Source organism: Cytobacillus horneckiae (assembly GCF_002835735.1).
Classification (GTDB): domain Bacteria; phylum Bacillota; class Bacilli; order Bacillales; family Cytobacillaceae; genus Cytobacillus; species Cytobacillus horneckiae.
This window is the reverse complement of sequence record NZ_PISD01000046.1, coordinates 43,993-68,687: the sequence shown is the minus strand read 5'-3', so window position 1 is coordinate 68,687 and position 24,695 is coordinate 43,993. Positions and strand designations below refer to the sequence as shown.

At 38.4% G+C, this 24,695-nt stretch carries 28 protein-coding genes; 27 read left to right on the top strand and 1 reads right to left on the bottom strand.

Annotation, left to right across the window (positions count from 1 at the left end; translation table 11 throughout):
* The first annotated feature begins 217 nt into the window (after window positions 1–217).
* The 25 genes from hbs to CWS20_RS19275 all read left to right on the top strand — a co-directional run bounded on the left by hbs (window position 218) and on the right by CWS20_RS19275 (window position 22,441).
* Window positions 218–490 carry a non-specific DNA-binding protein Hbs gene (hbs, locus tag CWS20_RS19395; protein ID WP_066200607.1) on the top strand — a complete coding sequence of 91 codons (273 nt, stop codon included), beginning with the start codon at window positions 218–220 and terminating at the stop codon, window positions 488–490.
* Window positions 491–764: 274 nt separating this feature from the next.
* Window positions 765–1,331, top strand: coding sequence for a GTP cyclohydrolase I FolE (gene folE, locus CWS20_RS19390; protein ID WP_066200604.1), 567 nt, complete (start codon window positions 765–767; stop codon window positions 1,329–1,331).
* 80 nt (window positions 1,332–1,411) lie between these two features.
* Entirely contained in the window at window positions 1,412–1,651 is a 240-nt protein-coding gene (mtrB, locus tag CWS20_RS19385) for a trp RNA-binding attenuation protein MtrB (RefSeq protein ID WP_066200601.1), read from the top strand.
* Between the two features lie 327 nt (window positions 1,652–1,978).
* Window positions 1,979–2,803, top strand: coding sequence for a heptaprenyl diphosphate synthase component 1 (locus CWS20_RS19380; RefSeq protein ID WP_083957466.1), 825 nt, complete (start codon window positions 1,979–1,981; stop codon window positions 2,801–2,803).
* 4 nt (window positions 2,804–2,807) lie between these two features.
* A complete protein-coding gene (locus CWS20_RS19375; RefSeq protein ID WP_066200598.1) occupies window positions 2,808–3,515 on the top strand; it encodes a demethylmenaquinone methyltransferase in 708 nt (235 codons plus the stop codon).
* Between the two features lie 78 nt (window positions 3,516–3,593).
* Window positions 3,594–4,556, top strand: coding sequence for a heptaprenyl diphosphate synthase component II (gene hepT, locus CWS20_RS19370; RefSeq protein WP_066200596.1), 963 nt, complete (start codon window positions 3,594–3,596; stop codon window positions 4,554–4,556).
* Window positions 4,557–4,692: 136 nt separating this feature from the next.
* Window positions 4,693–5,139 carry a nucleoside-diphosphate kinase gene (ndk, locus tag CWS20_RS19365; protein WP_066200593.1) on the top strand — a complete coding sequence of 149 codons (447 nt, stop codon included), beginning with the start codon at window positions 4,693–4,695 and terminating at the stop codon, window positions 5,137–5,139.
* Between the two features lie 140 nt (window positions 5,140–5,279).
* Complete coding sequence (locus CWS20_RS19360; protein ID WP_066200590.1) at window positions 5,280–6,092, top strand: CheR family methyltransferase; 813 nt, start codon at window positions 5,280–5,282, stop codon at window positions 6,090–6,092.
* 141 nt (window positions 6,093–6,233) lie between these two features.
* Window positions 6,234–7,406 carry a chorismate synthase gene (gene aroC, locus CWS20_RS19355; protein WP_066200587.1) on the top strand — a complete coding sequence of 391 codons (1,173 nt, stop codon included), beginning with the start codon at window positions 6,234–6,236 and terminating at the stop codon, window positions 7,404–7,406.
* The gene (gene aroB / locus CWS20_RS19350; RefSeq protein WP_066200582.1) at window positions 7,406–8,476 is read left to right on the top strand and encodes a 3-dehydroquinate synthase; all 1,071 of its coding nucleotides are present in this window, start codon (window positions 7,406–7,408) and stop codon (window positions 8,474–8,476) included. The genes aroC and aroB overlap by 1 nt, the downstream gene beginning before the upstream one ends.
* Before the next feature lie 18 nt (window positions 8,477–8,494).
* Complete coding sequence (aroH, locus tag CWS20_RS19345; protein ID WP_066200579.1) at window positions 8,495–8,875, top strand: chorismate mutase; 381 nt, start codon at window positions 8,495–8,497, stop codon at window positions 8,873–8,875.
* A 39-nt stretch (window positions 8,876–8,914) separates the two neighbouring features.
* Entirely contained in the window at window positions 8,915–10,015 is a 1,101-nt protein-coding gene (hisC, locus tag CWS20_RS19340; protein ID WP_066200576.1) for a histidinol-phosphate transaminase, read from the top strand.
* A gap of 404 nt (window positions 10,016–10,419) precedes the next feature.
* Window positions 10,420–11,526, top strand: a complete 1,107-nt coding sequence (locus CWS20_RS19335; protein ID WP_066201850.1) for a prephenate dehydrogenase — start codon at window positions 10,420–10,422, stop codon at window positions 11,524–11,526.
* A 188-nt stretch (window positions 11,527–11,714) separates the two neighbouring features.
* On the top strand, window positions 11,715–13,010 hold the full coding sequence (gene aroA, locus CWS20_RS19330) for a 3-phosphoshikimate 1-carboxyvinyltransferase (RefSeq protein ID WP_066200573.1): 1,296 nt from the start codon (window positions 11,715–11,717) through the stop codon (window positions 13,008–13,010).
* Window positions 13,011–13,147: 137 nt separating this feature from the next.
* Entirely contained in the window at window positions 13,148–14,053 is a 906-nt protein-coding gene (locus CWS20_RS19325; RefSeq protein WP_066200570.1) for a hypothetical protein, read from the top strand.
* Between the two features lie 20 nt (window positions 14,054–14,073).
* Window positions 14,074–15,336, top strand: coding sequence for a tetratricopeptide repeat protein (locus CWS20_RS19320; protein WP_066200567.1), 1,263 nt, complete (start codon window positions 14,074–14,076; stop codon window positions 15,334–15,336).
* A gap of 87 nt (window positions 15,337–15,423) precedes the next feature.
* Complete coding sequence (locus tag CWS20_RS19315; RefSeq protein WP_066200565.1) at window positions 15,424–15,966, top strand: ReoY family proteolytic degradation factor; 543 nt, start codon at window positions 15,424–15,426, stop codon at window positions 15,964–15,966.
* A gap of 242 nt (window positions 15,967–16,208) precedes the next feature.
* On the top strand, window positions 16,209–16,673 hold the full coding sequence (locus CWS20_RS19310) for a YpiF family protein (protein WP_066200562.1): 465 nt from the start codon (window positions 16,209–16,211) through the stop codon (window positions 16,671–16,673).
* A gap of 149 nt (window positions 16,674–16,822) precedes the next feature.
* The gene (locus CWS20_RS19305; RefSeq protein ID WP_066200559.1) at window positions 16,823–17,320 is read left to right on the top strand and encodes a Rieske (2Fe-2S) protein; all 498 of its coding nucleotides are present in this window, start codon (window positions 16,823–16,825) and stop codon (window positions 17,318–17,320) included.
* A gap of 14 nt (window positions 17,321–17,334) precedes the next feature.
* Window positions 17,335–18,009: a menaquinol-cytochrome c reductase cytochrome b subunit gene (gene qcrB / locus CWS20_RS19300; RefSeq protein WP_066200557.1), complete on the top strand. Its 675-nt coding sequence runs from the start codon at window positions 17,335–17,337 to the stop codon at window positions 18,007–18,009.
* Window positions 18,010–18,046: 37 nt separating this feature from the next.
* The gene (locus tag CWS20_RS19295; protein ID WP_066200554.1) at window positions 18,047–18,814 is read left to right on the top strand and encodes a menaquinol-cytochrome c reductase cytochrome b/c subunit; all 768 of its coding nucleotides are present in this window, start codon (window positions 18,047–18,049) and stop codon (window positions 18,812–18,814) included.
* A 64-nt stretch (window positions 18,815–18,878) separates the two neighbouring features.
* Complete coding sequence (gene lhaT, locus CWS20_RS19290) at window positions 18,879–19,478, top strand: lipoprotein heptaprenylglyceryl N-acetyltransferase LhaT (RefSeq protein ID WP_066200550.1); 600 nt, start codon at window positions 18,879–18,881, stop codon at window positions 19,476–19,478.
* A gap of 56 nt (window positions 19,479–19,534) precedes the next feature.
* On the top strand, window positions 19,535–20,299 hold the full coding sequence (gene yunB, locus CWS20_RS19285) for a sporulation protein YunB (RefSeq protein ID WP_066200548.1): 765 nt from the start codon (window positions 19,535–19,537) through the stop codon (window positions 20,297–20,299).
* Between the two features lie 115 nt (window positions 20,300–20,414).
* The gene (ypjB, locus tag CWS20_RS19280; RefSeq protein ID WP_066200545.1) at window positions 20,415–21,215 is read left to right on the top strand and encodes a sporulation protein YpjB; all 801 of its coding nucleotides are present in this window, start codon (window positions 20,415–20,417) and stop codon (window positions 21,213–21,215) included.
* Between the two features lie 548 nt (window positions 21,216–21,763).
* Window positions 21,764–22,441, top strand: coding sequence for a zinc metallopeptidase (locus CWS20_RS19275; RefSeq protein WP_066200543.1), 678 nt, complete (start codon window positions 21,764–21,766; stop codon window positions 22,439–22,441).
* A 38-nt stretch (window positions 22,442–22,479) separates the two neighbouring features.
* On the opposite strand, the gene CWS20_RS19270 is transcribed toward CWS20_RS19275, so the two are convergent.
* On the bottom strand, window positions 22,480–23,352 hold the full coding sequence (locus tag CWS20_RS19270) for a YitT family protein (protein ID WP_066200541.1): 873 nt from the start codon (window positions 23,350–23,352) through the stop codon (window positions 22,480–22,482).
* A gap of 210 nt (window positions 23,353–23,562) precedes the next feature.
* On the opposite strand from CWS20_RS19270, the gene CWS20_RS19265 reads away from it, so the two are divergent.
* A complete protein-coding gene (locus CWS20_RS19265) occupies window positions 23,563–23,892 on the top strand; it encodes a nucleotide pyrophosphohydrolase (RefSeq protein ID WP_066201848.1) in 330 nt (109 codons plus the stop codon).
* Complete coding sequence (dapB, locus tag CWS20_RS19260) at window positions 23,889–24,689, top strand: 4-hydroxy-tetrahydrodipicolinate reductase (RefSeq protein ID WP_066200538.1); 801 nt, start codon at window positions 23,889–23,891, stop codon at window positions 24,687–24,689. The genes CWS20_RS19265 and dapB overlap by 4 nt, the downstream gene beginning before the upstream one ends.
* The last annotated feature ends 6 nt before the right edge of the window (window positions 24,690–24,695 follow it).

The following is a 24,695-nucleotide window of genomic DNA, read 5'->3' as shown; positions in this document are numbered from 1 at the left end:
TTTTAACAGAATTATCGTTGTGACGGCTGAAACCCTTATATTATAAGGATTTCACAGCAAAAAAGTTGAAAAAACATATATTTTGATATATGATAAGTTCTGCTAAAACAAAAATACGTCACAACGTATAGAATTCAGTAATTTTGTTTACAAATGTATGTAAGGAATCTTTATTTTACTGGGTTTAACATTATATCTTTGGGAGGAGGTGAAAGTAATGAACAAGACTGAACTAATCAATGCTGTTGCTGAAGCTAGTGAGCTTTCTAAAAAGGATGCTACTAAAGCCGTTGATGCTGTATTTGATACAGTATTAGATGCTTTGAAAAATGGTGATAAAGTACAACTAATTGGTTTTGGAAACTTTGAAGTTCGCGAACGTGCAGCACGTAAAGGCCGCAACCCGCAAACAGGCGAAGAAATCGAAATCGCTGCGAGCAAAGTTCCTGCTTTCAAACCAGGTAAAGCGCTTAAAGATGCAGTTAAGTAATTAATTACATATAAGTGCTTTAAATGAAATAGTTTGTATGTAAAACCGCGATTCTTATCGCGGTTTTTTTATTTGGGTGATTTTTTTGATTATATAGTAACAAATACTACTTTTACTAGAGGAATTCGGTTTTCGATTTTTGCAAGTGTTTGATATACTATAGAGCAGGGCTATAAATGAGGATGTGTATACTGTCTTCGACTTTGCCTGCATGGAAATGATTATGCTAATATGAAAATATTATGTACCTGTTTAGGTATAAGGAGGAAGCTGTATGTCGGAAATCAACCGTCCTCAAATAGAAAACGCTGTGCGGTTAATATTAGAAGCAATTGGTGAAGATCCTAGTAGAGAAGGACTTTTAGATACGCCTAAACGTGTGGCGAAGATGTATGAGGAAGTTTTTATGGGGATGAACCAGGACCCTGAAGAATACTTTGATACTGTGTTTGGAGAAGACCATGAGGAATTGGTTCTAGTGAAAGATATTCCTTTTTATTCTATGTGTGAACATCATTTGGTTCCGTTCTTTGGCAAAGCACATGTGGCTTATATTCCAAAGGATGGAAAGGTAACAGGGCTCAGCAAACTTGCGCGAGCAGTGGAAGCTGTAGCTAAGAGGCCTCAGCTGCAAGAACGGATAACTGCTACTGTAGCAGATGCAATTGTAGACAAGCTTAAGCCGCATGGAGTAATGGTGGTTGTCGAAGCCGAGCATATGTGCATGACAATGCGTGGAGTGAAAAAGCCAGGCTCTAAAACGATCACTTCCGCAGTTAGAGGAGTATTTGCTGAAGATGTAAGTGCAAGATCTGAGGTATTATCACTAATTAAATCATGATTTAAGCATAGGCTAAAAAGATATTTTTAGCCTATCATTCATTTTATTACTCGTTATTGCCGATATTAGGAGGGCTATCTATGAATAAATCAGCATCTAATAGTAATGATTATATTGTTATAAAGGCTAAGGAAGATGGAGTCAGTGTAATCGGATTGACAAGAGGTTCTGATACTAGATTCCATCACTCGGAAAAGCTCGATGAAGGTGAAGTGATGATTGCCCAGTTCACTGAACATACCTCAGCAATAAAGATTAGAGGACATGCAAAAATCTCGACTGCCTATGGAGAAGTTGAAAGTGAGAAGAAGCACGATTAAAAGACGGCATATCAGGATTAGGATATGAATGCACTTTTCCTATATATTACCCTAACATGAAGCCCTAATTTATGATATAATTGTCTCTGCCTTATCATTGAGGTCAAGCGTTTCACCATTCTTCTCACTAATGGTTCATTACTGTTTAGAATGGAAGATCCATGTTCACCGTAGTGAGGGGCTTTTTTTATGTCTGTTTATTGAAGTAAGAGACACTTTTTAGGGCACCTTAATTACATAGTATCCCTTAAAAGCTTATTATATAAGAAATAGCTATATCGGTAACCGTATAGATAATGGCGATTGCCAGTATCGGGGGAATGTTAGATGAATGCAAACAAGGACTATATACAGGATATAAACTTCAAAATTGCTAATTTAAAGGAGCAAGTGCAACAGAAGATAAACCAGCCATATTTATGTAAATTTATTAAAGCTCCTTTTATAGATGAGGATAAATTATTGCTACTGCTATCTATTTTTGAACGTTTACATCTTCCAGAAAGAAAGATGGATAAATATATTGTAACGACGATGCTCGTTCAAATTGCCCTTGATACTCATGAAAGTGTAGATAATCAAGCGTTGCCGCCTGAACAGCTTAAGAGCAGACAATTGACAATTTTAGCTGGAACATATTATAGCGGCCTTTATTATCAAATACTTGCAGAAATTGATGATATCAATATGATTCGAACTTTAGCAGAGGGAATTATGGATGTGAATGAACATAAAATTTCTGTTTATAGCAATTCCCGTGATACAGTTGAGTCGCTTATGGAATCATTAAAGAAAACGGAATCATCTTTGTTTGATCGCATAACTGGTCATTTTAAGAGAAATGATCTTGGCGAACTTGCAGCCAATATCGTATTTGTCAAACGCCTAATGGCTGAGAAGGATAAATTTGTTAAGGGTATGTATTCTGTTCTTTTCGATAGCATGCATAAACTTCTAATAAATGACAATCTATTCAAAGCAGATGATAATCAACAAGAGTACCTGCTGTCAATTAGCGATAAGTATATCGATCTCTCGATACAAGAGGCGGAAAAGTGGATAAAGCAGCTTTCTGAAACGGCCGTGCTTGCGGAGAAACTTGAATCGATTAAACTTAAGCAAACTGTTAAATCATTTGTAGAGGAAGGTTAAAGCGATGGGGCAATCTAAAGAAGAGCGCGTTCATAATGTATTTGAAAAGATTTATGGAAATTACGATAAAATGAATTCGGTTATCAGCTTCCAGCAGCATTTGCGCTGGAGAAAAGATACGATGAAACGCATGGATGTTCAGCCGGGTTCTAAAGCACTAGATGTATGCTGCGGAACAGGTGATTGGAGTATTGCACTATCAGAGGCTGTTGGTGAAAGCGGAAAAGTAGTTGGCCTTGATTTCAGTAAAAATATGCTGAAAATAGGTGAAGAGAAAGTTAAAGAACAAGGGATTAAGAATATTGAGCTAGTGCATGGCAATGCTATGGAACTTCCTTATCCAGACAGCTCGTTTGACTATGTAACTATTGGCTTTGGGTTAAGAAATGTACCAGATTATATGCAGGTCCTGAAGGAAATGCACCGCGTTGTTAAACCTGGCGGAATTGCCGTTTGTTTGGAAACATCACAGCCAACTATGTTTGGTTTTAAACAAGGATATTATTTATATTTCCGTTATATCATGCCTTTATTTGGAAAAATTTTCGCGAAGAGCTTTAATGAATATGCCTGGCTCCATGAATCGGCAAAAGATTTCCCTGGAATGAAAGAGCTGGCTGCTATGTTTGAAAAAGCTGGATTTGCAGATGTTAAATATAAACCCTATACAGGTGGAGTAGCAGCCGTTCATATAGGGAAGAAAGAAAAATAATATTTTGTTCTGAAATGTAATTCATCATTTGCATGTATGAATGTGCATGAGGGATTTATAAGCTGGGTGAGTATCGATATGAAATTGAAAATGATGTATTCATTTTTAAATTCGGATTTGAATGTGATAGAGAAGGCGCTGGAAGAAACGATGCAGGCAGAATCGCCTTTGCTTCATCATGCTTCGCTGCACTTATTACAAGCTGGAGGGAAGCGACTTCGACCTGTTTTCGTATTATTGGCAGGAAAATTTGGTGAATACGATATTAATAAAATAAAGAATGTTGCAGTTTCACTTGAACTTATTCATATGGCATCATTAGTTCATGATGATGTGATTGATGATGCAGAACTGCGCCGCGGCCAACTGACAATAAAAGCTAAATGGGATAATCGTATTGCCATGTACACTGGAGATTATTTATTTGCACGCGCCTTAGAGGTTTTATCTGCAATTGAAAAGCCCATTGCACATCAAATTTTAGCAAATACTTTGGTTGAATTATGTATTGGCGAAATTGAACAAATTAAAGATAAATTTAATTATGATCAATCAGTCAGAACGTATTTCCGTCGAATAAAAAGAAAAACAGCGATTCTTATTGCAGTGAGCTGTCAATTAGGTGCAATTGCCGCTCATGTGGAAGATGAGATACATAATAAGCTTTATAAGATTGGCTATTATATTGGTATGTCATATCAAATCATTGATGACGTTTTAGATTTCATGGCTACGGAAAAAGAGCTAGGCAAGCCGGCAGGCGGTGACTTGCAGCAGGGGAATATAACACTTCCTGTACTATTTGCTATGGAAGATAAGAAGGTGCGGGACGAAATCATCAAAGTGAATGAACATACAACTGCGCAGGAGCTTGGAAAAGTGTTAGCAATCATCAAAGAATCTGATGCCATTGACCGATCTTTAATAATAAGTGATCAATATTTACAAAAAGCTTTAACTCTTATAGAAGAACTTCCGCAAAATAGAGCGAGAAATACATTGCGCGATATTGCCAAAACAATTGGCAAGCGTAAATTTTAAAGAATCATTCCATTTTCCATATAGCACTGCCTCTCTTTTTTGTAAAAGTTGCTAAATTGTCAAAACAATGATAATATTTTTCGTGGATTGGTAAATATGCAGTCTACACTATACATATGTCTTAGGAGTGGAATTGATGGAAAAAACATTTTTAATGGTTAAACCTGATGGCGTTCAACGCAATTTAATTGGTGAAATCGTTTCTCGTTTTGAAAAAAAAGGCTTTCAACTAGTTGGCGGTAAACTAATGAGCATCCCTACTGAACTAGCACAAGAGCATTATGGTGAACATAAAGAACGTCCTTTCTTCGGTGAACTTGTTGACTTTATTACTTCCGGCCCAGTTTTTGCAATGGTTTGGGAAGGTGAAAATGTAATTTCAACTGCACGTCAAATGATGGGTGCAACAAACCCTAAAGACGCAGCACCTGGTACAATTCGTGGTGATTTCGGCATTACTGTTGGTAAAAACGTGATTCACGGTTCCGATTCTCCACAAAGTGCGGAAAGAGAAATCGGTTTATTCTTCAAAGAGGAAGAAGTTGTAGCATACAGCAAGCTTATTAACGAATGGATCAACTAATTACATGAAAGCGCTTGTCATAGACAGGCGTTTTTTTCTTCGGAAAATTTAGCCTCCAATGAATGATTTCTTTATCACTTCTGAATTTTTTCCTTTATACTAGAACAAACAACAATTTCGCAAGAAAGAGGAGATATTAATTGGATTCTCGGGATTATCAGGAATTTATCCAAAATATTAAGAACAAGACCGGAATTGACCTTGCTCTTTACAAAGAAGCACAGATGAAAAGGAGGCTCCAATCTTTTTATGAGAAGAAGGGGTATCGTTCCTTTCAAAATTTTTTTATAGGCATGAGTAATAATGACCAATTGTTAAATGAGTTTTTGGAGAGAATGACAATCAATGTGTCAGAATTTTATCGTAATATCAAAAGATGGGAAGTATTGGAGAATGAGATCATTCCACAATTATTGAAGCGCAAGCGTCAATTAAAGATTTGGAGTGCTGCATGTTCCACAGGGGAGGAGCCATATACGCTCGCCTTAATATTATCAAAATTTATGCCGCTTTCGGAAATCAAAATTATCGCAACAGACATTGATGATGCAGCGATAGCTAAAGCAAAGGCAGGCATTTATTCAGAACGTTCATTAAACGAAGTTCCGATGGATATAAAGCGTAAATACTTTACGACAAATGGAAATTTACATTATATCTCTGATGAGTTGAAAAAAACTGTTCAATTTAGAAAGCAAAATTTACTTTCAGATTCTTTTGATGAAAAATATGATTTAATTGTATGTAGGAATGTTTTGATTTATTTTACAGAGGAGGCGAAAGAACAATTATATAATAAATTTAGTCAAGCATTATTTAATGGCGGATATCTTTTTGTTGGAAGTACGGAACAAATATTTAATCCTTCTACATATGGTTTGAAAAATGAACAGTCCTTCTTCTATCAAAAAGTTTTGTCAAATAGTAATGCCGGTGCATTGAATAATGCTTAGCTCTGTCTTTTAATTGAGGGCTACAAGTTTAACATAATATTTTTCACTTATTAATTATTTTTTAATTTTTTACTATGTTTATATGTTTGCATATGTTATATTGGTACATAATCCTTTAAAGCGTTGAAGGGGGAAAGGGAATTGAGATATTTAACTTCGGGAGAATCACATGGACCGCAGCTAACAACGATAATTGAAGGGCTGCCAGCGGGAATGCCGCTGTTGGAAGATGATATAAATCAAGCGTTGGCTAGACGTCAAAAAGGATATGGCCGCGGAAGAAGAATGCAAATTGAAAAGGATACGGTTCAAATTACAGGTGGTGTAAGGCATGGCTATACACTTGGATCCCCTGTAGGATTAGTCGTTCAAAATGATGATTGGAAACATTGGACGAAAATTATGGGGCAAGGACCGTTGGACCAGGATGAAATGGATGAAGTCAAGCGTAAAATTAGCCGTCCGCGTCCAGGTCATGCAGATTTGAATGGGGCTCTTAAATATGGCCATAGAGATATGAGGAATGTATTGGAACGGTCTTCAGCCCGTGAAACAACTGTACGGGTGGCAGCAGGGTCAGTAGCTAAGAAGCTTCTTTCTTTATTAGGTATTGAGGTAGTTGGCCACGTCGTAGAGATTGGGGGAATTTCCTCCAATAAACGTGAATATAGTACGCTAGAGGAATTAAGAACGATAACAGAAGAGTCGCCAGTTCGCTGTTTGGATAGCGAGGCAGGGCAAAAAATGATGGACGCTATTGATCAAGCGAAAAATAATGGTGATTCTATCGGTGGGATTGTAGAAGTAATTGTGGAAGGGATGCCTGCAGGAGTAGGCAGTTATGTCCACTATGACCGCAAGCTCGATGCGAAGCTCGCAAGCGCTATTATTAGTATTAATGCTTTTAAAGGTGTGGAGTTTGGTATTGGTTTTGAAGCAGCAAAAAAACCTGGAAGTCAAGTTCATGATGAAATTGCATGGAATGAGGAAGAAGGCTATTATCGAAAAACAAATCGCCTAGGCGGTTTGGAAGGCGGCATGTCAACGGGAATGCCAATCATCGTCAGGGGCGTAATGAAACCTATTCCAACATTATATAAACCGCTGGAAAGCGTAGATATTGAAACGAAAGAACCTTTTACAGCCAGCATTGAACGATCTGACAGCTGCGCCGTACCTGCAGCCGCAGTCGTTGCTGAACATGTAATTGCTTGGGAGCTTGCTGCAGCAATTGTGGATCAATTTTATGCGGATAGGTTCGATGCATTAAAGAACACAATTGAGGAACAACGAGCGTTTGCGAGGGAATTTTAATGGAGCTGCTGCGAATTACCACTTCCTCAAAGGAATATCCAGTTTTTATAGGTAATGGAGTCATTCATCAGCTTACTGAATTTGTCAAAACCGAATTATCTTCATTCACAAAAGTTTGCCTCATTGTTGATTCAGCCGTTGCTGACCTGTATTTAAAGGATTTGCAGCCAGCATTAGCGGAGTTGGAGATAGCAATATACAAAGCGCCAAGTGGAGAACAGGCAAAAACATTTGATGTATATTATGAAATAATGAGTTTTTTATTAGATCAGAAGCTAGATAGGAAATCCATCATCGTTGCATTAGGCGGCGGCGCAATTGGTGACTTGGCAGGATTTGTTGCAGCAACTTATATGAGAGGCATACGATTTATTCAAGTGCCGACTACAATTCTTGCTCATGATAGTGCAGTTGGCGGCAAGGTAGCTATCAATCATCCAAAAGGAAAGAATATGATTGGCGCTTTCCATCAGCCAGAAGCGGTCTTTTATGATCTGGAATTCCTCCATACGCTTCCTGCAAAGGAAAAAAGATCCGGTTTTGCAGAAGTGATTAAACATGGACTTATACATGATGTGGTATTCTATGCACATTTAAGAGATCGTCTGCAATCGCTTGAAGAAGTTCCACCAAGCGATTTGCAGGCTTTCCTAAAAAGAGGGATAGAAATTAAAGGTGATTTTGTCTCAGAAGATGAAACGGAGCAAAATGTCCGCGCTTATTTAAACTTTGGCCATACATTAGGTCATGCAATTGAAGCGGAAATGGGCTATGGCGGATGGACGCATGGAGAGTCTGTTGCAGTAGGAATGATATTTGCACTGCAGTTAAGCAGAAAAAAACTTAAGCTGAAATTTAATGTTGAAGATTTTAAAAGCTGGCTGTCTATTTTAGGCTATGAAACAACGATTCCTGAATCTGTCAGTCATGAAAAGCTGCTGCAGCGGATGAAGCAGGATAAGAAATCGGTTGGTCAGCAGATTCACTTTGTATTGCTGAAGGAAATCGGCAAACCGGAATTATGTGAATTGTCAGATGAGGAATTATTAGAAGAACTGGCGCATTTTTGATATAACGGGGGGATAAATGTGATTCGTGGGGTGAGAGGAGCCATCACTGTTAATCAAAATGATGAAAACGAAATCGTACATGCAACAGAACTGTTAATTCGAGAAATGATTAAAGAGAATGAAATTGCACCGGATTCAGTCGCATCCGTTTTTATTTCTGTAACTGAGGACCTGTCTTCTGTTTTCCCTGCAAAGGCGATGAGAGCTATAGAGGGATGGACATTTGTTCCTGTCATGTGTATGAGGGAAATACCAGTTCCCTCTTCTCTCCCAAAGTGCATAAGAGTGATGATGCACGTGAACACAAATATTGAGCAGGAAAAGGTTTGCCATATTTATTTGCGGAATGCGGTAACATTAAGGCCCGACTTGCAAGGGGAAACAAATGCAAGATCTTAGTTGCTTTTCATAAAAAATTGAGGAAGAGGGGAAATTGATATGAAATGGAAAGAGCAGCTTTTAAGTTTAAAGCCATATCAGCCGGGGAAATCGATTGAAGAAGTGAAAAGACAATTCGGATTGAATGAGATCATTAAACTTGCATCAAATGAAAATCCATTTGGCTGTTCACCAAAGGCTACGGCAGCAATAAGCCAGCCTTCAACCTTCTTTGCTTTATATCCTGATGGCTATGCTACTAAATTACGGCAAGCCTTGGCAGCAGATTTAAATGTTGAACCCGAACAGCTTATCTTTGGCAACGGGTCTGATGAGACAATCATGATGCTGTCAAGAGCGTTGCTAACCCCTGAGACAAATACAGTGATGGCTACACCAACATTCCCGCAATATAAGCATAATGCAATAATTGAGGGGGCAGAGGTTAGGGAAATACCGCTTAAAGACGGAGAGCATGACTTAAATGCCATGTTAAAAGCTATTGATGAAAAGACAGCGATCGTCTGGCTGTGCAGTCCTAATAATCCAACCGGTACTTATATTCCTGCGGATAAGCTGCGTGAGTTTATGCTGCAAGTCCCAGAAGATGTACTCATTGTTCTTGATGAAGCCTATTGCGAGTATACGACAGTGAACGATTATCATGATTCTATTGAACTCGTAAAGGATTTCCCGAATGTGATTGCATTAAGAACCTTTTCAAAAATTTATGGTTTGGCAAGCTTGCGAATCGGCTATGGTATTGCACAGCGAGAGCTCATTCAGGCAATGGAACCGGTGAGAGAACCGTTTAACGCCAACCGTTTTGCTCAGGAAGTTGCAATTCATGCTTTAAATGATAAAGCCTTTATTGAAAACTGCCGACAAACCAATCAAGAGGGACTGGCACAGTATTATCAATTTTGTGAAGAAGAAGGGTTGAGTTATTACCCGTCACAAGGAAACTTCATATTAATCGACTTCAATGTTGATGGCGATGAAGTATTTCAATTTTTATTAGAGCAGGGTTATATCGTACGATCCGGCCAGGCATTAGGTTTTCCAACAAGTGTCCGCGTAACAGTTGGCTCACCAGAACAAAATGAAGGTGTCATTAAAGTGATGAAGCAATTTATCCAGGAAAGAGCATCATTATCTTAATAATTTTTGAAAAATAAGAGGAAATTCGAATCGTTTACTTATTTCAGAGGTACTATCAGCCTCTGAAATTATTTTTTAGCAAAACTAAATAGGAACATGGATTTGAAAGGGGTGTCCGTTCGACGCTCGAACCGCTAAAAAGCGAGCGGTAAGCCTCGGAGAATCCTAACTCCAATCCTTCATTTTATATTTGTGATGAGTAGGATTTATCGTTATAAAACAATTAGCTTAAGCGCCTATCGCCTCATAACCGCAGGCATTCCTTGTTCAGCTGAAAATCGGATTACCCTATGCTTACATGATTCGCTCCAGCTTGTTGTGTAACGTTGAATAAGGGAAGTTGTCTTTGAGGATTACGATGGATGGAGGCGGCTTGAGCACTATATTTAAAGAGGTGAAGAATGGTGAAAGGCCGCGTTTTTATCATCGGCTTAGGTTTAATCGGTGGTTCTTTGGCATTATCTATAAAAAATAAACATCGTGATTGCATCGTCATGGGATATGACATTAATGAAGAGCAGACTAAGCTTGGAAAAATGCTCGGTGTAATTGATGAAACGATTTCAACAATAAAATCGGGTGCTGAAAAAGCTGACTTGATTATTATTTCTGCACCAGTAAATGAAACATGTAAAATTTTATTTAGCTTGTCAAACATGAATTTAAAAGAGAATGTCATCATCTCAGATGCGGGCAGTACAAAAAAAGAAGTTGTTGAGGCAGCTTCTATATTAAAGGATAAGGGCATTCCGTTCATTGGCGGTCACCCAATGGCGGGTTCTCATAAAAGTGGGGTTTCCGCTGCAAAGCCGCTGCTATTTGAAAATGCGTTTTATTTATTGACGCCCCAGCCGCATATTGATGTCAGCCTAATAGAATCTTTGAAAACATGGCTTGCAGGAACGAATGCACGCTTTTTAACAGTTTCCCCAGAGGAGCATGACTATTTAACTGGTGTCATTAGTCATTTTCCGCATATTATTGCTGCTTCTCTTGTTCATCAGGCTGAAAAAAGCAGTCAATCACAGCAGCTAATTCCTAGATTAGCTGCTGGAGGCTTTAGGGATATTACGAGAATTGCTTCTAGCAGTCCTCAAATGTGGCGTGATATTTTAATGCATAATAAAGATGTTCTCTTAACGTTATTGGAAGATTGGCGAATAGAAATGGAAAGGGTGAAATCTTTGCTGCAAGCGGCGAATGAAAAGGATATCTTTTCATACTTCCATGATGCGAAACAATTTCGTGATGAATTGCCGCAGAAACAAAAGGGAGCTATACATGCGTTCTATGACTTATTTGTCGATGTACCTGATTACCCAGGGGTCATTTCCGAGATTACTGGCTATTTAGCGGACGAGCAAATAAGCATCACGAATATTAGCATACGAGAGACGAGAGAAGAAATAAATGGTGTCCTTGTGATTAGCTTCCAAACGGAGGAAGATCGCGATCGTGCGATGGATTGCATAAAAAGGCAGACAAATTTTGACCAAACAATTGGAATGTAAGAAGATAAGGTGAAACTTCCATCAGTGGGGTTTTTCTCGATCCACGACTGATGGTTAGTTGGGGCCGCAGAATGCGGGTTACTCAGACGTTGCCACTGCCGTATATGTAGTCTAAGTTGTGATAATCGGGCTCATTTTCGCAGGGAATCACGAAGTGAAAAAATTATCTATGAAGAGAAGGTGAGAGAATGAAGCAAAAAAAATTAATGACTCAAATACCAGCCCTGAACGGTGAAGTGATCATCCCAGGTGATAAGTCAATTTCCCATCGGTCGATCATGTTTGGCGCGATCGCAGAAGGGCGTACGGTTGTATCGAATTTTTTAATGGGGGAAGACTGTCTTAGTACTATTTCCTGCTTTAAGAAATTAGGAGTTGAGATAGAGCAGACAAAACATGAAGTGATTATTAATGGAAAAGGGTTAAATGGTTTGAAGGAACCTTCAGAAATTTTAAATGTAGGAAATTCGGGAACGACGATTCGTCTAATTCTTGGCATTCTATCTGGACGCCCGTTCCATTCTGTTTTAATCGGTGATGAATCTATTGGAAAAAGGCCAATGACACGGGTGACGAACCCTTTAAGACAGCTAGGTGCAACAATACACGGAAGAAGGAATGCGGAATTTACGCCTTTATCAGTGACAGGCGGCAATTTGACTGGTACGACATATAAATTACCGGTAGCGAGTGCCCAAGTGAAATCCGCGCTATTATTTGCCGGGTTGCAGGCTGAGGGAAAAACGACTATTTTGGAGCCTGAAAAAACAAGAGACCATACGGAAAGAATGATTCGAACATTTGGCGGTAAAGTCACTGAAGAGAATGATGCTGTAATCATTGAAGGTGGCCAATCACTGCGAGGGACGAATATCCATGTTCCTGGGGATATATCATCGGCAGCATTTTTCATGGTTGCTGGAGCGATCGTGCCGAATAGTGAAATTAAATTAAAGAATGTCGGATTGAATCATACAAGAACAGGAATCATCGATGTAATGAAGCAAATGGGAGCGGATATGGAAATCATCCCTGCCTTTACAAAAGAAGATGAGGAGCCTATCGGTGACATTATTATTCGTACATCATCTTTAAAGGGGACAACCATTTCGGGGGCACTTATTCCAAGGCTGATTGACGAAATCCCTATTATTGCACTTTTAGCCACTCAAGCAGAGGGGCGGACCGTCATAAAAGATGCTGAAGAATTAAAGGTGAAAGAAACGAACCGAATTGATACTGTCGTAAATGAGCTTTCACAGCTAGGTGCGGATATTGAAGCCACTCCAGACGGCATGATTGTTACAGGCAAAAAAGAACTTAAAGGCGGCAGCGCGGTATCTAGCCACGGAGACCACCGGATCGGGATGATGCTGGCTATTGCTGCAGCAATTTGCGATGAGGAAGTCTTGCTCGAAAATGAGGAAGCAATTTCTGTATCATACCCTAATTTCTTTACGCATTTAGAAAATTTAATCGACTAAAACCAAGGAAACGACTTCTTTTTTGAGGCGTTTCCTTGTTTTGTGATAAAATCATCATGTGTTCATAAATAATAAAAGAATCATAAAATCATTTTTTTCTCATAGCTTGTCTTAAGAAATGAGAAAAGGGTGATAGGATGACTTATATTATAGAAAATGCAAATGTTGTAAAAAAAGGAGAGCTAGTACGTAACTCCTATTTAGTTGAAGATGATTTAATTCGCTCTGTGAAGACTGCCTTTCCAAAATACAGGCATATGAAAATGGATGCCTCTCCCTATATAATGACTCCCTCTTATGTATTATATATGAAGGAATTGCCCGTATATAAATCCATTAAAGAAACAAAACAGTTCTATTTAAATGATTTCATTTTAAAAGGCTGTCTTGTCTTCTTAACAACCGTATCTGTCCGATTCAAACATCATTTACGACCTGAACTTAATAGGCTGAGAACAAAGTTGCTAAACTGTCCAGTTGATTATATTATTGGAGTACGAATTTCCGTTCGTTTATTGCAGCCTGATTTTATCCGGCAACTTAAACGAGAAAAAGTCCCTGCTATTTTTATCGAAGTGAAACATGAGAAGGAACTTGATGAAGTGCCGTGGGGATGGGTCAAGGAAGCGTCTTTTCCATATCACTGTCCGTTTATCCCGATTTTTTCAACTGAAGATAGTAAAGAAAGAAAAAGGTTGAAAAGCAAGTGGAATGAAGTGATGGAAAATTATAAATTGCCCAGTGTCGATGATGAATTAAAACATGCTCAACCAATTCCATATCCTACACAGGCGAAAATAGGAATTTACCCTTTAAAGTCAAATTTGCAGCCGGGGTTTGAGTTAACTTACAATTTTTACAGCTATAGCAGGGAAATCACAAAAATTGAAGAATTAGATTTATATCATTATCATAGAGAGAGGCTCGTTATTTCTGTACTTCGCGGTAAAGTCATTCGGGCTGGAAATGCTGTAGCATTTAAACCTGGGTTCGGGGAACAGGTTACGATAAACACCCCGTCGTATTATCAATTATTAGAATAGCCAGTTGAAAGGATACTACTATGGATAAAGTGAAGAAAATAATTGCCTTGTTAGAAAATGGTCTACATGAAGAGGCGTTGCAAAAATATAATGAAGTATTATTTAGCGGAACGCATGAGGAACGATTTGTACTTGCTGAAGAACTTATGCAATACGGGTTCTTGGAGGAAGCAAAAGTTTTGTTCGAAAGATTGCTGGAAGCATATCCTGAAGAAGGAGAATTGCTCGTATTGCTTGCTGAAACTTTAATTGATCTTGGTAAGGAAGAAGAGGCGATTTTAACGCTTGAAAAGATTAATGAGCAGGATGGCAGCTATCCACAGGCGCTCCTTCTTCTTGCTGATTTATACCAAATGGAAGGACTATATGAAGTAAGCGAAAAGAAATTGCTGCAAGCGAAAAGCATCCTTCCAAACGAGCCGGTAATTGATTTTGCTTTAGGAGAGCTCTTTGCTGAACAAGGAAAGTTTCTTGAAGCCATTAAGGCATATGAAAAGGTGCTTCCTCACGAGGAAGTAATCGGCGGAGTAAATGTTAATCAAAGAATGGCGGAGAGTTTAAGTGCTGGTGGAGCTTTTGAAGAAGCGCTTGCCTATTATGAAAAAGCACTAGATGACAAATTAGAAATACACACCTTGTTTAGCTATGCGTTTACTGCGCTGCAAGCAGGCTATAATCGGGTAGCTATTGAAAAATTCAATGAACTGAAGGAAATTGATCCAGAATTCCATTCGCTGTATTTGAACCTTGCAAAAGCCTATGAGCGGGAAGAAGACATTGAGAATGCACTTGAAACAGTTAAATCGGGTATTAAACAAGATGAGTTTAATAAAGAACTTTACTTCTATGGTGGCAAACTTGCTTTAAAGAATAATGACGAGGAATTAGCAATAGAATTATTTAGAGAAGCGTTGGCTGTTGATCCAGAGTACATGGAGGCAGCAATTACATTAAATAAGATCTTTTTAAATCAGGAAAAATATGAAGATGTAATAGAAATTGTTGAGATGATGACAAAGATAGAAGCGGTGGAGCCACAGCTTTTATGGGATGCTGCTGTCAGTTATCAGCAGCTTGAAGAATATTCACAGGCATTAAACAAATATAATGAAGCATATAATTACTTTAACAAGCAGCCGGATTTCTTAGCCGACTATGGATATTTTTTAATTGAAGAAGGAAAAAGGAAGGAGGCTGCCGAAGTTTTTACTGAGCTCACAAGAATGGAACCTAACAACGAAGAATATCAGGATATACTGCAGCGGCTTTTAGACGAAGACTAAAAAATATAGGACATAATAGACACACTAAAAGTCCCCTGAAAAGCTGATTAATCAATTTTAAGGCTGCAGCAGAGGAGGGAATCAAAAATGACGGCCCCTGTATCTGTCAATGAAAAGAAGGATTTTATTCGTTGGTTTCTTAATCATTATCAATTAAAGAGACGAGAATGTGTGTGGATTCTTAATTATTTAATGAGCCATGACCAGTTAATGGAAAAGGTGCATTTTGTAGAACAAGCACAATATTGTCCACGAGGACTAATCATGTCAACGCATTGTGTAGAGGAAGCACCTTTCAGGTTCTACAAAGAAAATGTAATGACAACTGATGCTGAAAAATCATTTCATGATATTCGCTTAAATCGCGATGAAGAGATTTTTATCCAGCTGAATTTTCATGCATCAAACAAGGCTCATCAATATGCCGCTGTGCTTGAAGAAAATCCATTTATGCCTAAAACATTGCGCATTAGTGAAAAAGACCGCTTGATTGCAGAAAGATTCCTTTCTGAAAGTCTGGAGAGATTCCAAAAAGAGCGGCTCTTAAAGGAAATTGATGCGGCGTTAGACAGGCAGGATAAGGAAGCCTTTACAAAACTGACAAATAAACTAAATAATCTTCAACGATAATTTAGAGCCTGCTGAATGCAGGCTTTTTATTTTACTAGTAGGGAAAGGGTTTAAATTTAGCTTCTAGTGAAAAAATCGCAAAAGCAAAACTAGGACATTCGCCGGTAGAGATTGGCGAACACCAAGTTTTCTCAAGTAAAGTATTTTCAATGTTCAAAAAAAGTACAATTCTTCATTTTGTGCGACGGCTTAGAACGTGGTATGATAATAAGGAATATTTAAACGGTAATGGAGTGAAAAGGATGAAGTGGAATTCACAGGATATTCAATTGTTTATAAAAGAGAGAGAGTACATCGATACAGCGGTTGTCCCCCTTTATCCTGTTTCGTTTAGGGAAGATATGAAACAATCAGTTTCAATGACAGAATTTATTCAATTGCTAAGCGGACAGCTTGAGAAGCAATTTAAAGGACGGCTTCTTATGCTTCCAGGAATCTCTTATTTAAAAACTCTATCAGAGGACAAGCTGACGAGCGATTTGAAAGAATGGGAAGATGAATTAATTTCTCAAGGTTTTAAGCATATTTTTTACATAACTTCTGATAGTGATTGGAAAACTGTAGAAGACAAGCTAACTGGTGGACTCATTTGGATGCCTTCCATCCCGTTAGAAAATATGGATGACCAGTATAAAAACTCAATCTTGGATGACCAAGTAAAACAGCTGTTGAATTTATTTGTAAGAAAGTGGCAGAATAATGATTGAAGAGTCAAATTAATCACACAGTTGCAATGATTCATTACAGGATTATATTGACCTTCCATAAAGATTGATATATCATTGGTATGTCCTAGTTTTATATTGTGTTGAACTTTGTCCGTTGGACTCGACTACATAATAGAGGGGGGAAAAGTATGAGCAAAAATCGTGTATCTAGACGTCAATTCCTAAACTACACACTCACTGGTGTAGGCGGTTTCATGGCAGCCGGTATGTTAATGCCGATGGTTCGATTTGCTGTGGATCCTGTTCTGCAATCTAAAGGTGAAAGCGATTTTATTCCAACACCACAAAAAGTTGATGAAATCACAGAAGAACCAACAAGAGTTGACTACAAATTTGAGCAAGTGGATGCATGGTATACCTCAGAGGAAACTGGAACTGCATGGGTATACAAAGATGAAAAGGGAGAAATTGTCGCGTTATCTCCAGTATGTAAACATTTAGGCTGCGTAGTAGACTGGAATACTGATAAGTCAAATCCAGAGCATTTCTACTGTCCTTGCCATGGTGGACTTTATACGAAGGATGGTAAAAACGTGCCAGGCACACCGCCAATTGCAGCGTTAGATGTTTTTCCAATCAAAGAAGTAGACGGGTACTTATATTTAGGTAAAGCAGAACCGCGATAAAGGAGGCGTAATAATTGTTCAATAAAATTTATGATTGGGTAGATGAACGTTTAGATATTACGCCAATTTGGCGAGATATTGCTGACCATGAAGTGCCAGAGCACGTAAACCCAGCGCATCACTTTTCTGCGTTTGTATACTGCTTCGGAGGTCTAACGTTCTTTGTAACTGTAATTCAAATTTTGTCCGGTATGTTCCTAACGATGTATTATGTTCCGGATATTAAAAATGCATGGGAATCTGTTTATTATTTACAAAATCATGTCGCTTTTGGACAAATTGTCCGTGGAATGCACCATTGGGGCGCAAGCTTAGTTATTGTTATGATGTTTTTACATACTTTACGTGTATTCTTCCAAGGCGCATACAAGAAGCCTCGTGAGTTAAACTGGCTTGTCGGCGTAGGTATTTTCTTCGTCATGCTTGCACTTGGCTTAACTGGATATTTGTTACCATGGGATATGAAAGCATTATTCGCTACAAAAGTTACCATTCAAATTGTTGAGTCTACACCGTTTATCGGTGATATGCTGAAAACGCTCATAGCCGGTGACTCTGAAATTGTAGGTGCTCAAACAATTACACGTTTCTTTGCGATTCATGTATTCTTCCTGCCAGCAGCACTATTTGCGTTAATGGCTGCCCACTTCATCATGATTCGTAAACAAGGTATTTCTGGACCATTGTAAAATGTATATCTTCTAAAAGAAGGAGGGGAATTGCTACATGCATCGTGGAAAAGGTATGAAATTCGTTGGAGATTCACGCATTTCTGCTGAACGTAAAACCTTTATTCCGAAAGATTATTCGGAATATCCAGGCAAAACTGAAGCCTTTTGGCCAAACTTTCTATTAAAGGAATGGATGGTAGGTGCGGTTTTCCTCATCGGGTTCTTATGTTTAACAATTGCTCATGAGCCTCCGTTAGAAAAAATTGCGGATCCTAGTGATACAGCTTACATTCCGCTGCCAGACTGGTATTTCTTATTCTTATATCAATTGCTAAAATACACATATGCATCCGGACCGTTCAACGTCATTGGGGCTTTCGTCATTCCAGGTTTAGTATTTGGAGCATTGGCGTTAGCACCATTCATTGACCGCGGACCAGAACGTCGTCCGTCAAAGCGTCCATTTGCAACAGGATTTATGCTGCTTGCAATTGCTGGCGTTACATTCCTGACTTGGGAATCAGTTGCCCATCATGACTGGGAAGCAGCAGCCCAACAAGGTAAGATAGTAGCTGAGGCAGAAATTGATACGGAAGCAGAGGGCTATAAGCTAATGGAAGCCAACACTTGCTTAACGTGTCATGGCAATGAATTGGAAGGTGGAGCAGGTGCGCCGGCTCTTATCGATGTTGATTTGACACCGGAGGAAATTCATGATGTCATTGTCAACGGTAGAGGTGCGATGCCTGCCGGAATCTTCACTGGCACAGATGAAGAGCTTGAAAAAGTTGTAGACTTTATTTCAAGTATTGAAAGTGAATAAACAAAAAGAAGCTGACTTGGTCGTCAGCTTCTTTTCATATTCTATATAATTGTGAGGATGAACAATGAAACAGATTTACCCTATCCTTGGAAACCGGATGTTTCTAATAATTCTTTTAATCATTAATACTGTTGGCACTGTTTACGGATATTACTGGTATAAATGGCAATTGGTTGAGACACCGCCGATATTTTTACCGTTTGTGCCTGATAGCCCTACAGCAAGCTTGTTTTTTGTTTTTGTACTAATTGCTTTCTTATTAGGCAAGAGTTGGCCGCTGCTCGAGGTATTGGCTATTGTAACTCTTGTAAAATACGGCATTTGGGCAGTTGTTATGAACCTCCTCGTTTTTCAGGTTACAGGTGTGGTTGATCCGGCTGCATTAATGCTCATCTTTTCTCACGGTGCGATGGCAATACAAGGCATTCTTTACGCGCCTTTTTATCGAATAAAATTATGGCATTTAGTTATTGCGGCAATATGGACGTTGCATAACGATGTGATTGATTATGTTTTCTTCATGCTACCGCGCTACTCTGTATTAAATGATTATATCCCGCAAATCGGATATTTTACGTTTTGGCTTAGTATTTTTTCTATTGGCATCACCTATTATTTAACCATTCGTAAAAACCGGTTTTCGCTTGAATTGCCAACTAAATAAAACTTGTTTTATTTTCTTTGTACAATCATATATTGTACAAAGGGAGGAAAACTTTTGTGAATAAAAGGCGATTGCGACAAGCAATTAAAGGACCGCTGCCATTAAGATACGTCTTGCTTATCACTTTTTTTATTTTTATCCTTCTAACTTTATCGGGCTTGTTACTTATCAATAAAAATATTGAACCAATGTTAATGGAAATAGCTGAAACACAGGCAAGGCAATTTTCAGCTCAAGCTATAAATGAAGCAATAGCGACGGAGATCTCAAATGTTGATGTGAGAGATCTCATAATTAAACATGATGACGGGGATAGTGCGAGTTACAGCACCAATCCGCAAATTTATAATCGGGTCATTTCTGCAACAACATCAAGTGTACAGGAATATTTAAATTTAGTTGAAAGCGGAAATGTGGACCAGCTCAAGGCGTTGAAAAATGATGAATTAATCGATTTTGATGCTTCCAGTTCTGAAGGAGGAATGATATATGCGATCCCTCTTGGGATGGCTACAAAGATTACATTATTTTCAAGCCTTGGTCCAAAAGTACCTATACGATTTGAGTTTTTAGGTGATGTTATTTCAAGCATTGACACGAAGGTGATTGAAACAGGAGTCAATAATACATTTCTTGAGATTTATATTGTGATAAACGTGAGAATGAAAGTGATTATCCCATTAATGGAGAGAAATATCGAAACAGCTAATTCCGTGAAAATTGGCGATATCTTCCTGCAAGGCAATGTGCCTCAATATTATCATGGCGGTGGTAACGGTCAAAGTGAAGAAAATCCATTAATTATACCAAAAGGTCGATAAAATGCCAAAAAGACTTTGGCATTTTTTTTATGCTTAAATACAAAATATTCATGGTCTAACCTTGTCCTAACGTACATACATTTTTAATAGTAATCCTTGGGAGGGACAAGTTCGTATGAGAACAAAAACATTTTTTATTGCATTAATCTTATCAATATCATTGATATTACCGTATATGGTCATTGCGAACACTGACGATGATACAGCTTCAATAAATAAATTAGATGAGATATCTGACGAGGCGCTGCAAATGGTCAAGCTGCACCGGTATGATGAAGCGCAAAGGATATTAAATTATTTTTCTAATCAGTTCGTTGTAGCAACCGGCGGCAATCAAATCTTAACAAGCGATGAACTGCGTGCAGTTACAGCTTCTCATAACGAAGCTGTACAAGCTGCTGCGAGCATAAATATGAATCATGAGGACAGGCTTCAAAGCTTTACTAAGTTCCGTCTTGTTATGGATACAGTTTCTACTTCAAACCAGCCATTGTGGGCAGAGATGAAAAATCCTATCATGTCTGTATTAGGTGAGGTTAAAGGCGCTGCTGAAATGGGCGATATTGATGCATTTCATCAAAATTTCAATTCCTTTTTAGCTCTTTATGATATCATCTATCCTTCTATAAAGCTCGATATTGATTCTGAGCGCATACAGCAATTAGATACGCGCATTAAATATGTTGATCAATACAGGACTCAAGTGCTGGAGGACGAAGAAGATAGCATGCAGGAACTTGAAACATTGGCGGCAGATATGGAAGAAATATTTGAGGAAATAACGGAAGATGAAGCGGATCCATCATTATGGTGGGTGATTATTTCAACAGGCAGCATCATTATTCTCACATTATCCTATGTAGGCTGGAGAAAATATAAAGGCGGCAAGAAAAAAGAAAACAATCCAGAAAGCTAAATGGTTGAACTTCACTATTAAAACAAGGTAAAATAAGCTCAAGTAAAAAAATATTTCCTTTCCATCAGTTGTCCTCATTGTGTGATAGTTGATGAAAAGAATATTAAGAAGGGCAATGACATCTAGTGGGTTTTATTTGAATTGAGGTTTGTGTCAATCCTTAGATTAAGCGAGAATGGTTTTTAATCGCTTAGACAGGTTTGTCAGCCATCCGGCAAATGCAACGCTCTTTCTATTGCTACATGTAACCCTTAACCAGCCTCTAAGGTTATACGTCTAACGTTCAGTTTTAATTGACCACGAAAAGGAGCAATTAGTAATTTGAAATTCCACAGATGTATTATCTTTCCCCTTTAATTAAATCCAGGAGAAGCTATAAGTTAAAATTGGTCATAATACTGTGACTAAGATTATTTGGGAATGTTAACCTTGTCCGTAAAAAAAGACTCCTCCCAAAAAGTTCTGATAATTACGCGAATTTTCAGTTAATATTATGAGTTTTTTGGAGAGGAAACAAGCCATATCTATCTTTATTAGGAGGTTCATCTATGACGTTCTTGGTTTATTTTGTTATTATTATGCTTGTGCCGATTGGCATTCAAATGTATTTGAAGAAAACGTACAGCAGTCACTTGAAAATTCAAAACTCTTCCGGTTTAACTGGTGCACAGGCTGCCAGAAAAGTGCTGGATGAAAACGGACTTTACAATGTATCTATTGAGCCTGTGAAGGGGCAGCTTTCAGACCATTATGATCCTAGAGATAAGGTCGTGCGTTTATCTGAAGACAACTATTACGGTACATCCATTGCCTCCGTATCTGTTGCGACTCATGAAGTCGGCCATGCAATTCAGGATGCGGAAGATTATTCATTCTTGCGTTTTCGCCATGCTTTAGTACCCGTTGCGAACGCAGGATCAAATCTTTCATTTTTCTTTATTTTGGGAGGCCTATTATTCCAAGCGACTGGCATGATGCTAATAGGGATTATTTTCTTCGCAGCCGCAGTGCTTTTCCAGCTTGTCACTTTGCCAGTTGAATTTAACGCCTCATCGCGCGCATTAAATGTCATGGTTGGCTCAGGGATTATTAGAAATGATGAAGAAGGCGGAGCAAAGAAAGTATTGAATGCTGCCGCATTAACATATGTAGCTGCAACTGTTATCGCAGTGCTCGAATTATTGCGTTTCGTTCTTGCCTTTGTTGGCATGAGAAGCGAAGATTAATAAAAAAGTAAAGGAGGAGCTTCGTCGAAGCTCCTCCTTTACTTTTCTAACGGTTTTTTATTTTCATCAAGTGTAAACCCTTCTCCAAGCACATCATGTACTTGAGACATCGTAACAAATGCGTGCGGATCAACTGAATTAATGATGCTTTTTAATCTAGTTAATTCATTTCTGGCGACAACACAGTACAAAACATCGCGGTCAACTTTCGTAAATGAGCCATGACCTTTTAGAACTGTTACGCCTCTTTCCATCTCATTCATTATTTTCGCTGCAATTTCTTCATTTTTCTCTGAAATAATCATTGCTCCCCTTGCAGCATAGGCACCTTCCTGAATGAAATCAATCACTCTTGCACCTACAAAAACAGCAACCAATGTATACATTGCTTCTTTGTAGCTTAAGTAGAAAATTAAAGAAATAATAATGACACAGGCATCAAAAATAAACATCGTTTTGCCCATGCTGATGCCCGCGTATTTATTAACAAGCCGCGCAATAATGTCTACACCGCCTGTCGTTCCGCCGAATCTGAAAATGATTCCAAGTCCCACGCCGATAAAGACGCCGGCAAAAAGGGCAGCTAATGTAAGGTCGTCGTTCAATGGCATATTGATTTGATAACGCTGGAATATCCAAAGGAAAATGGATACGCTGACTGTTCCAATTATGGTATAAATAAAAGCTTTCCGTCCAAGAAGCTTCCAGCCGATAAAAAATAACGGAATATTTAAAATTAAGTTCGTATAAGAGGGGTCCCAATCTAATAGGAAGTAAAGCAATAAGGTTATCCCAGTAAAACCGCCCTCAGACAGGTTGTTTTGCATATTAAAATGAACAATGCCAAATGAAAATATGGAAGAACCGATTAAGATGAATAGTATATTTTTAATTTTCAAACCGGATAGCATAATCGTCCTCCAATGCCTGTAAATGACAATAAATAAGATACCTCATTATATAGGATTGGCGTTTTAAGAGCAATATACCAATAATAAAATATAAGTGATGGTGTGTTTTTAAGGTCATATTATTGTAAAAACATTTATGTTTAGCTAACATGGAAGAGAATGTTCATAAATATCATTTAGAGGTGATACAGCTTGTCTGATGACAAAACAATGAAGCAGCTTCAAAAAGAAGTGGATGAATACATAGGTCAATTCAAGGAAGGTTATTTTAGTCCGCTTGCCATGCTTGCAAGGATGACAGAAGAATTAGGTGAGCTTGCTCGCGAAGTTAATCATCATTACGGTGAAAAACCGAAGAAAAATAGTGAAGACGAAAAAGCAATAGAAGAAGAAATGGGAGATATGCTGTTTGTTCTCATCTGCCTTGCCAATTCATTAAACATTCAATTAGATGATGCCCATGATCGTGTCATGAATAAATTTAATACTCGTGATAAGAACAGATGGACAAGGAAAGATAAGGAGGAAGATGGACAATGAATATTGTGAAGATAGTGATAGCTGGGCCGCGTGGAAAGATGGGGAGTGAAGCGGTGAAGCTTGTACAGGAAACGGAAGGGTATGAGCTTGTAGCTGTATTAGATCATAAAAATGATGGCGGTATGCTGAGCGAGTTTCCTGGGTTTTCAGGATTGGATATACCTGTATTTGCGGACATTTCCGCTTGCTTGAAAGCGAGTGAGCCAGATGTATTAATTGATTTAACGACTCCAGAAGTGGGGATGCATCATACAAAAACCGCTTTGCAATATGGCGTTCGCCCTGTTGTTGGGACAACTGGCTTTACAAAGGAAAATTTAAAGGAGCTTGAAGAACTCTGCCATGAAAAAGGAATTGGCGCAATTATCGCCCCTAACTTTGCACTAGGTGCTGTATTAATGATGAAATTCTCTCAAATGGCTGGTAAATATTTTAATGATGTAGAAATCATCGAAATGCATCATGATCAGAAGCTTGATGCGCCATCAGGAACTGCTGTCAAAACTGCTGAAATGATTGCAGAGGTCAGAGAAACAAAAGTACAAGGACATCCTAACGAAAAGGAAACGATCGAGGGTGCAAGAGGAGCAGATTATGATGGGATGCACATTCATTCCGTTCGTCTACCAGGGTTAATTGCCCATCAACAAGTGATGTTTGGTGCAAGTGGACAAACATTGACAATTAAACATGATTCCTATAATCGTGCCTCATTTATGTCTGGAGTTAAAATCGCTGTTGATACAGTATTAAAAATTGATACATTGGTGTACGGATTAGAAAATATTATTGAATAAAATGGA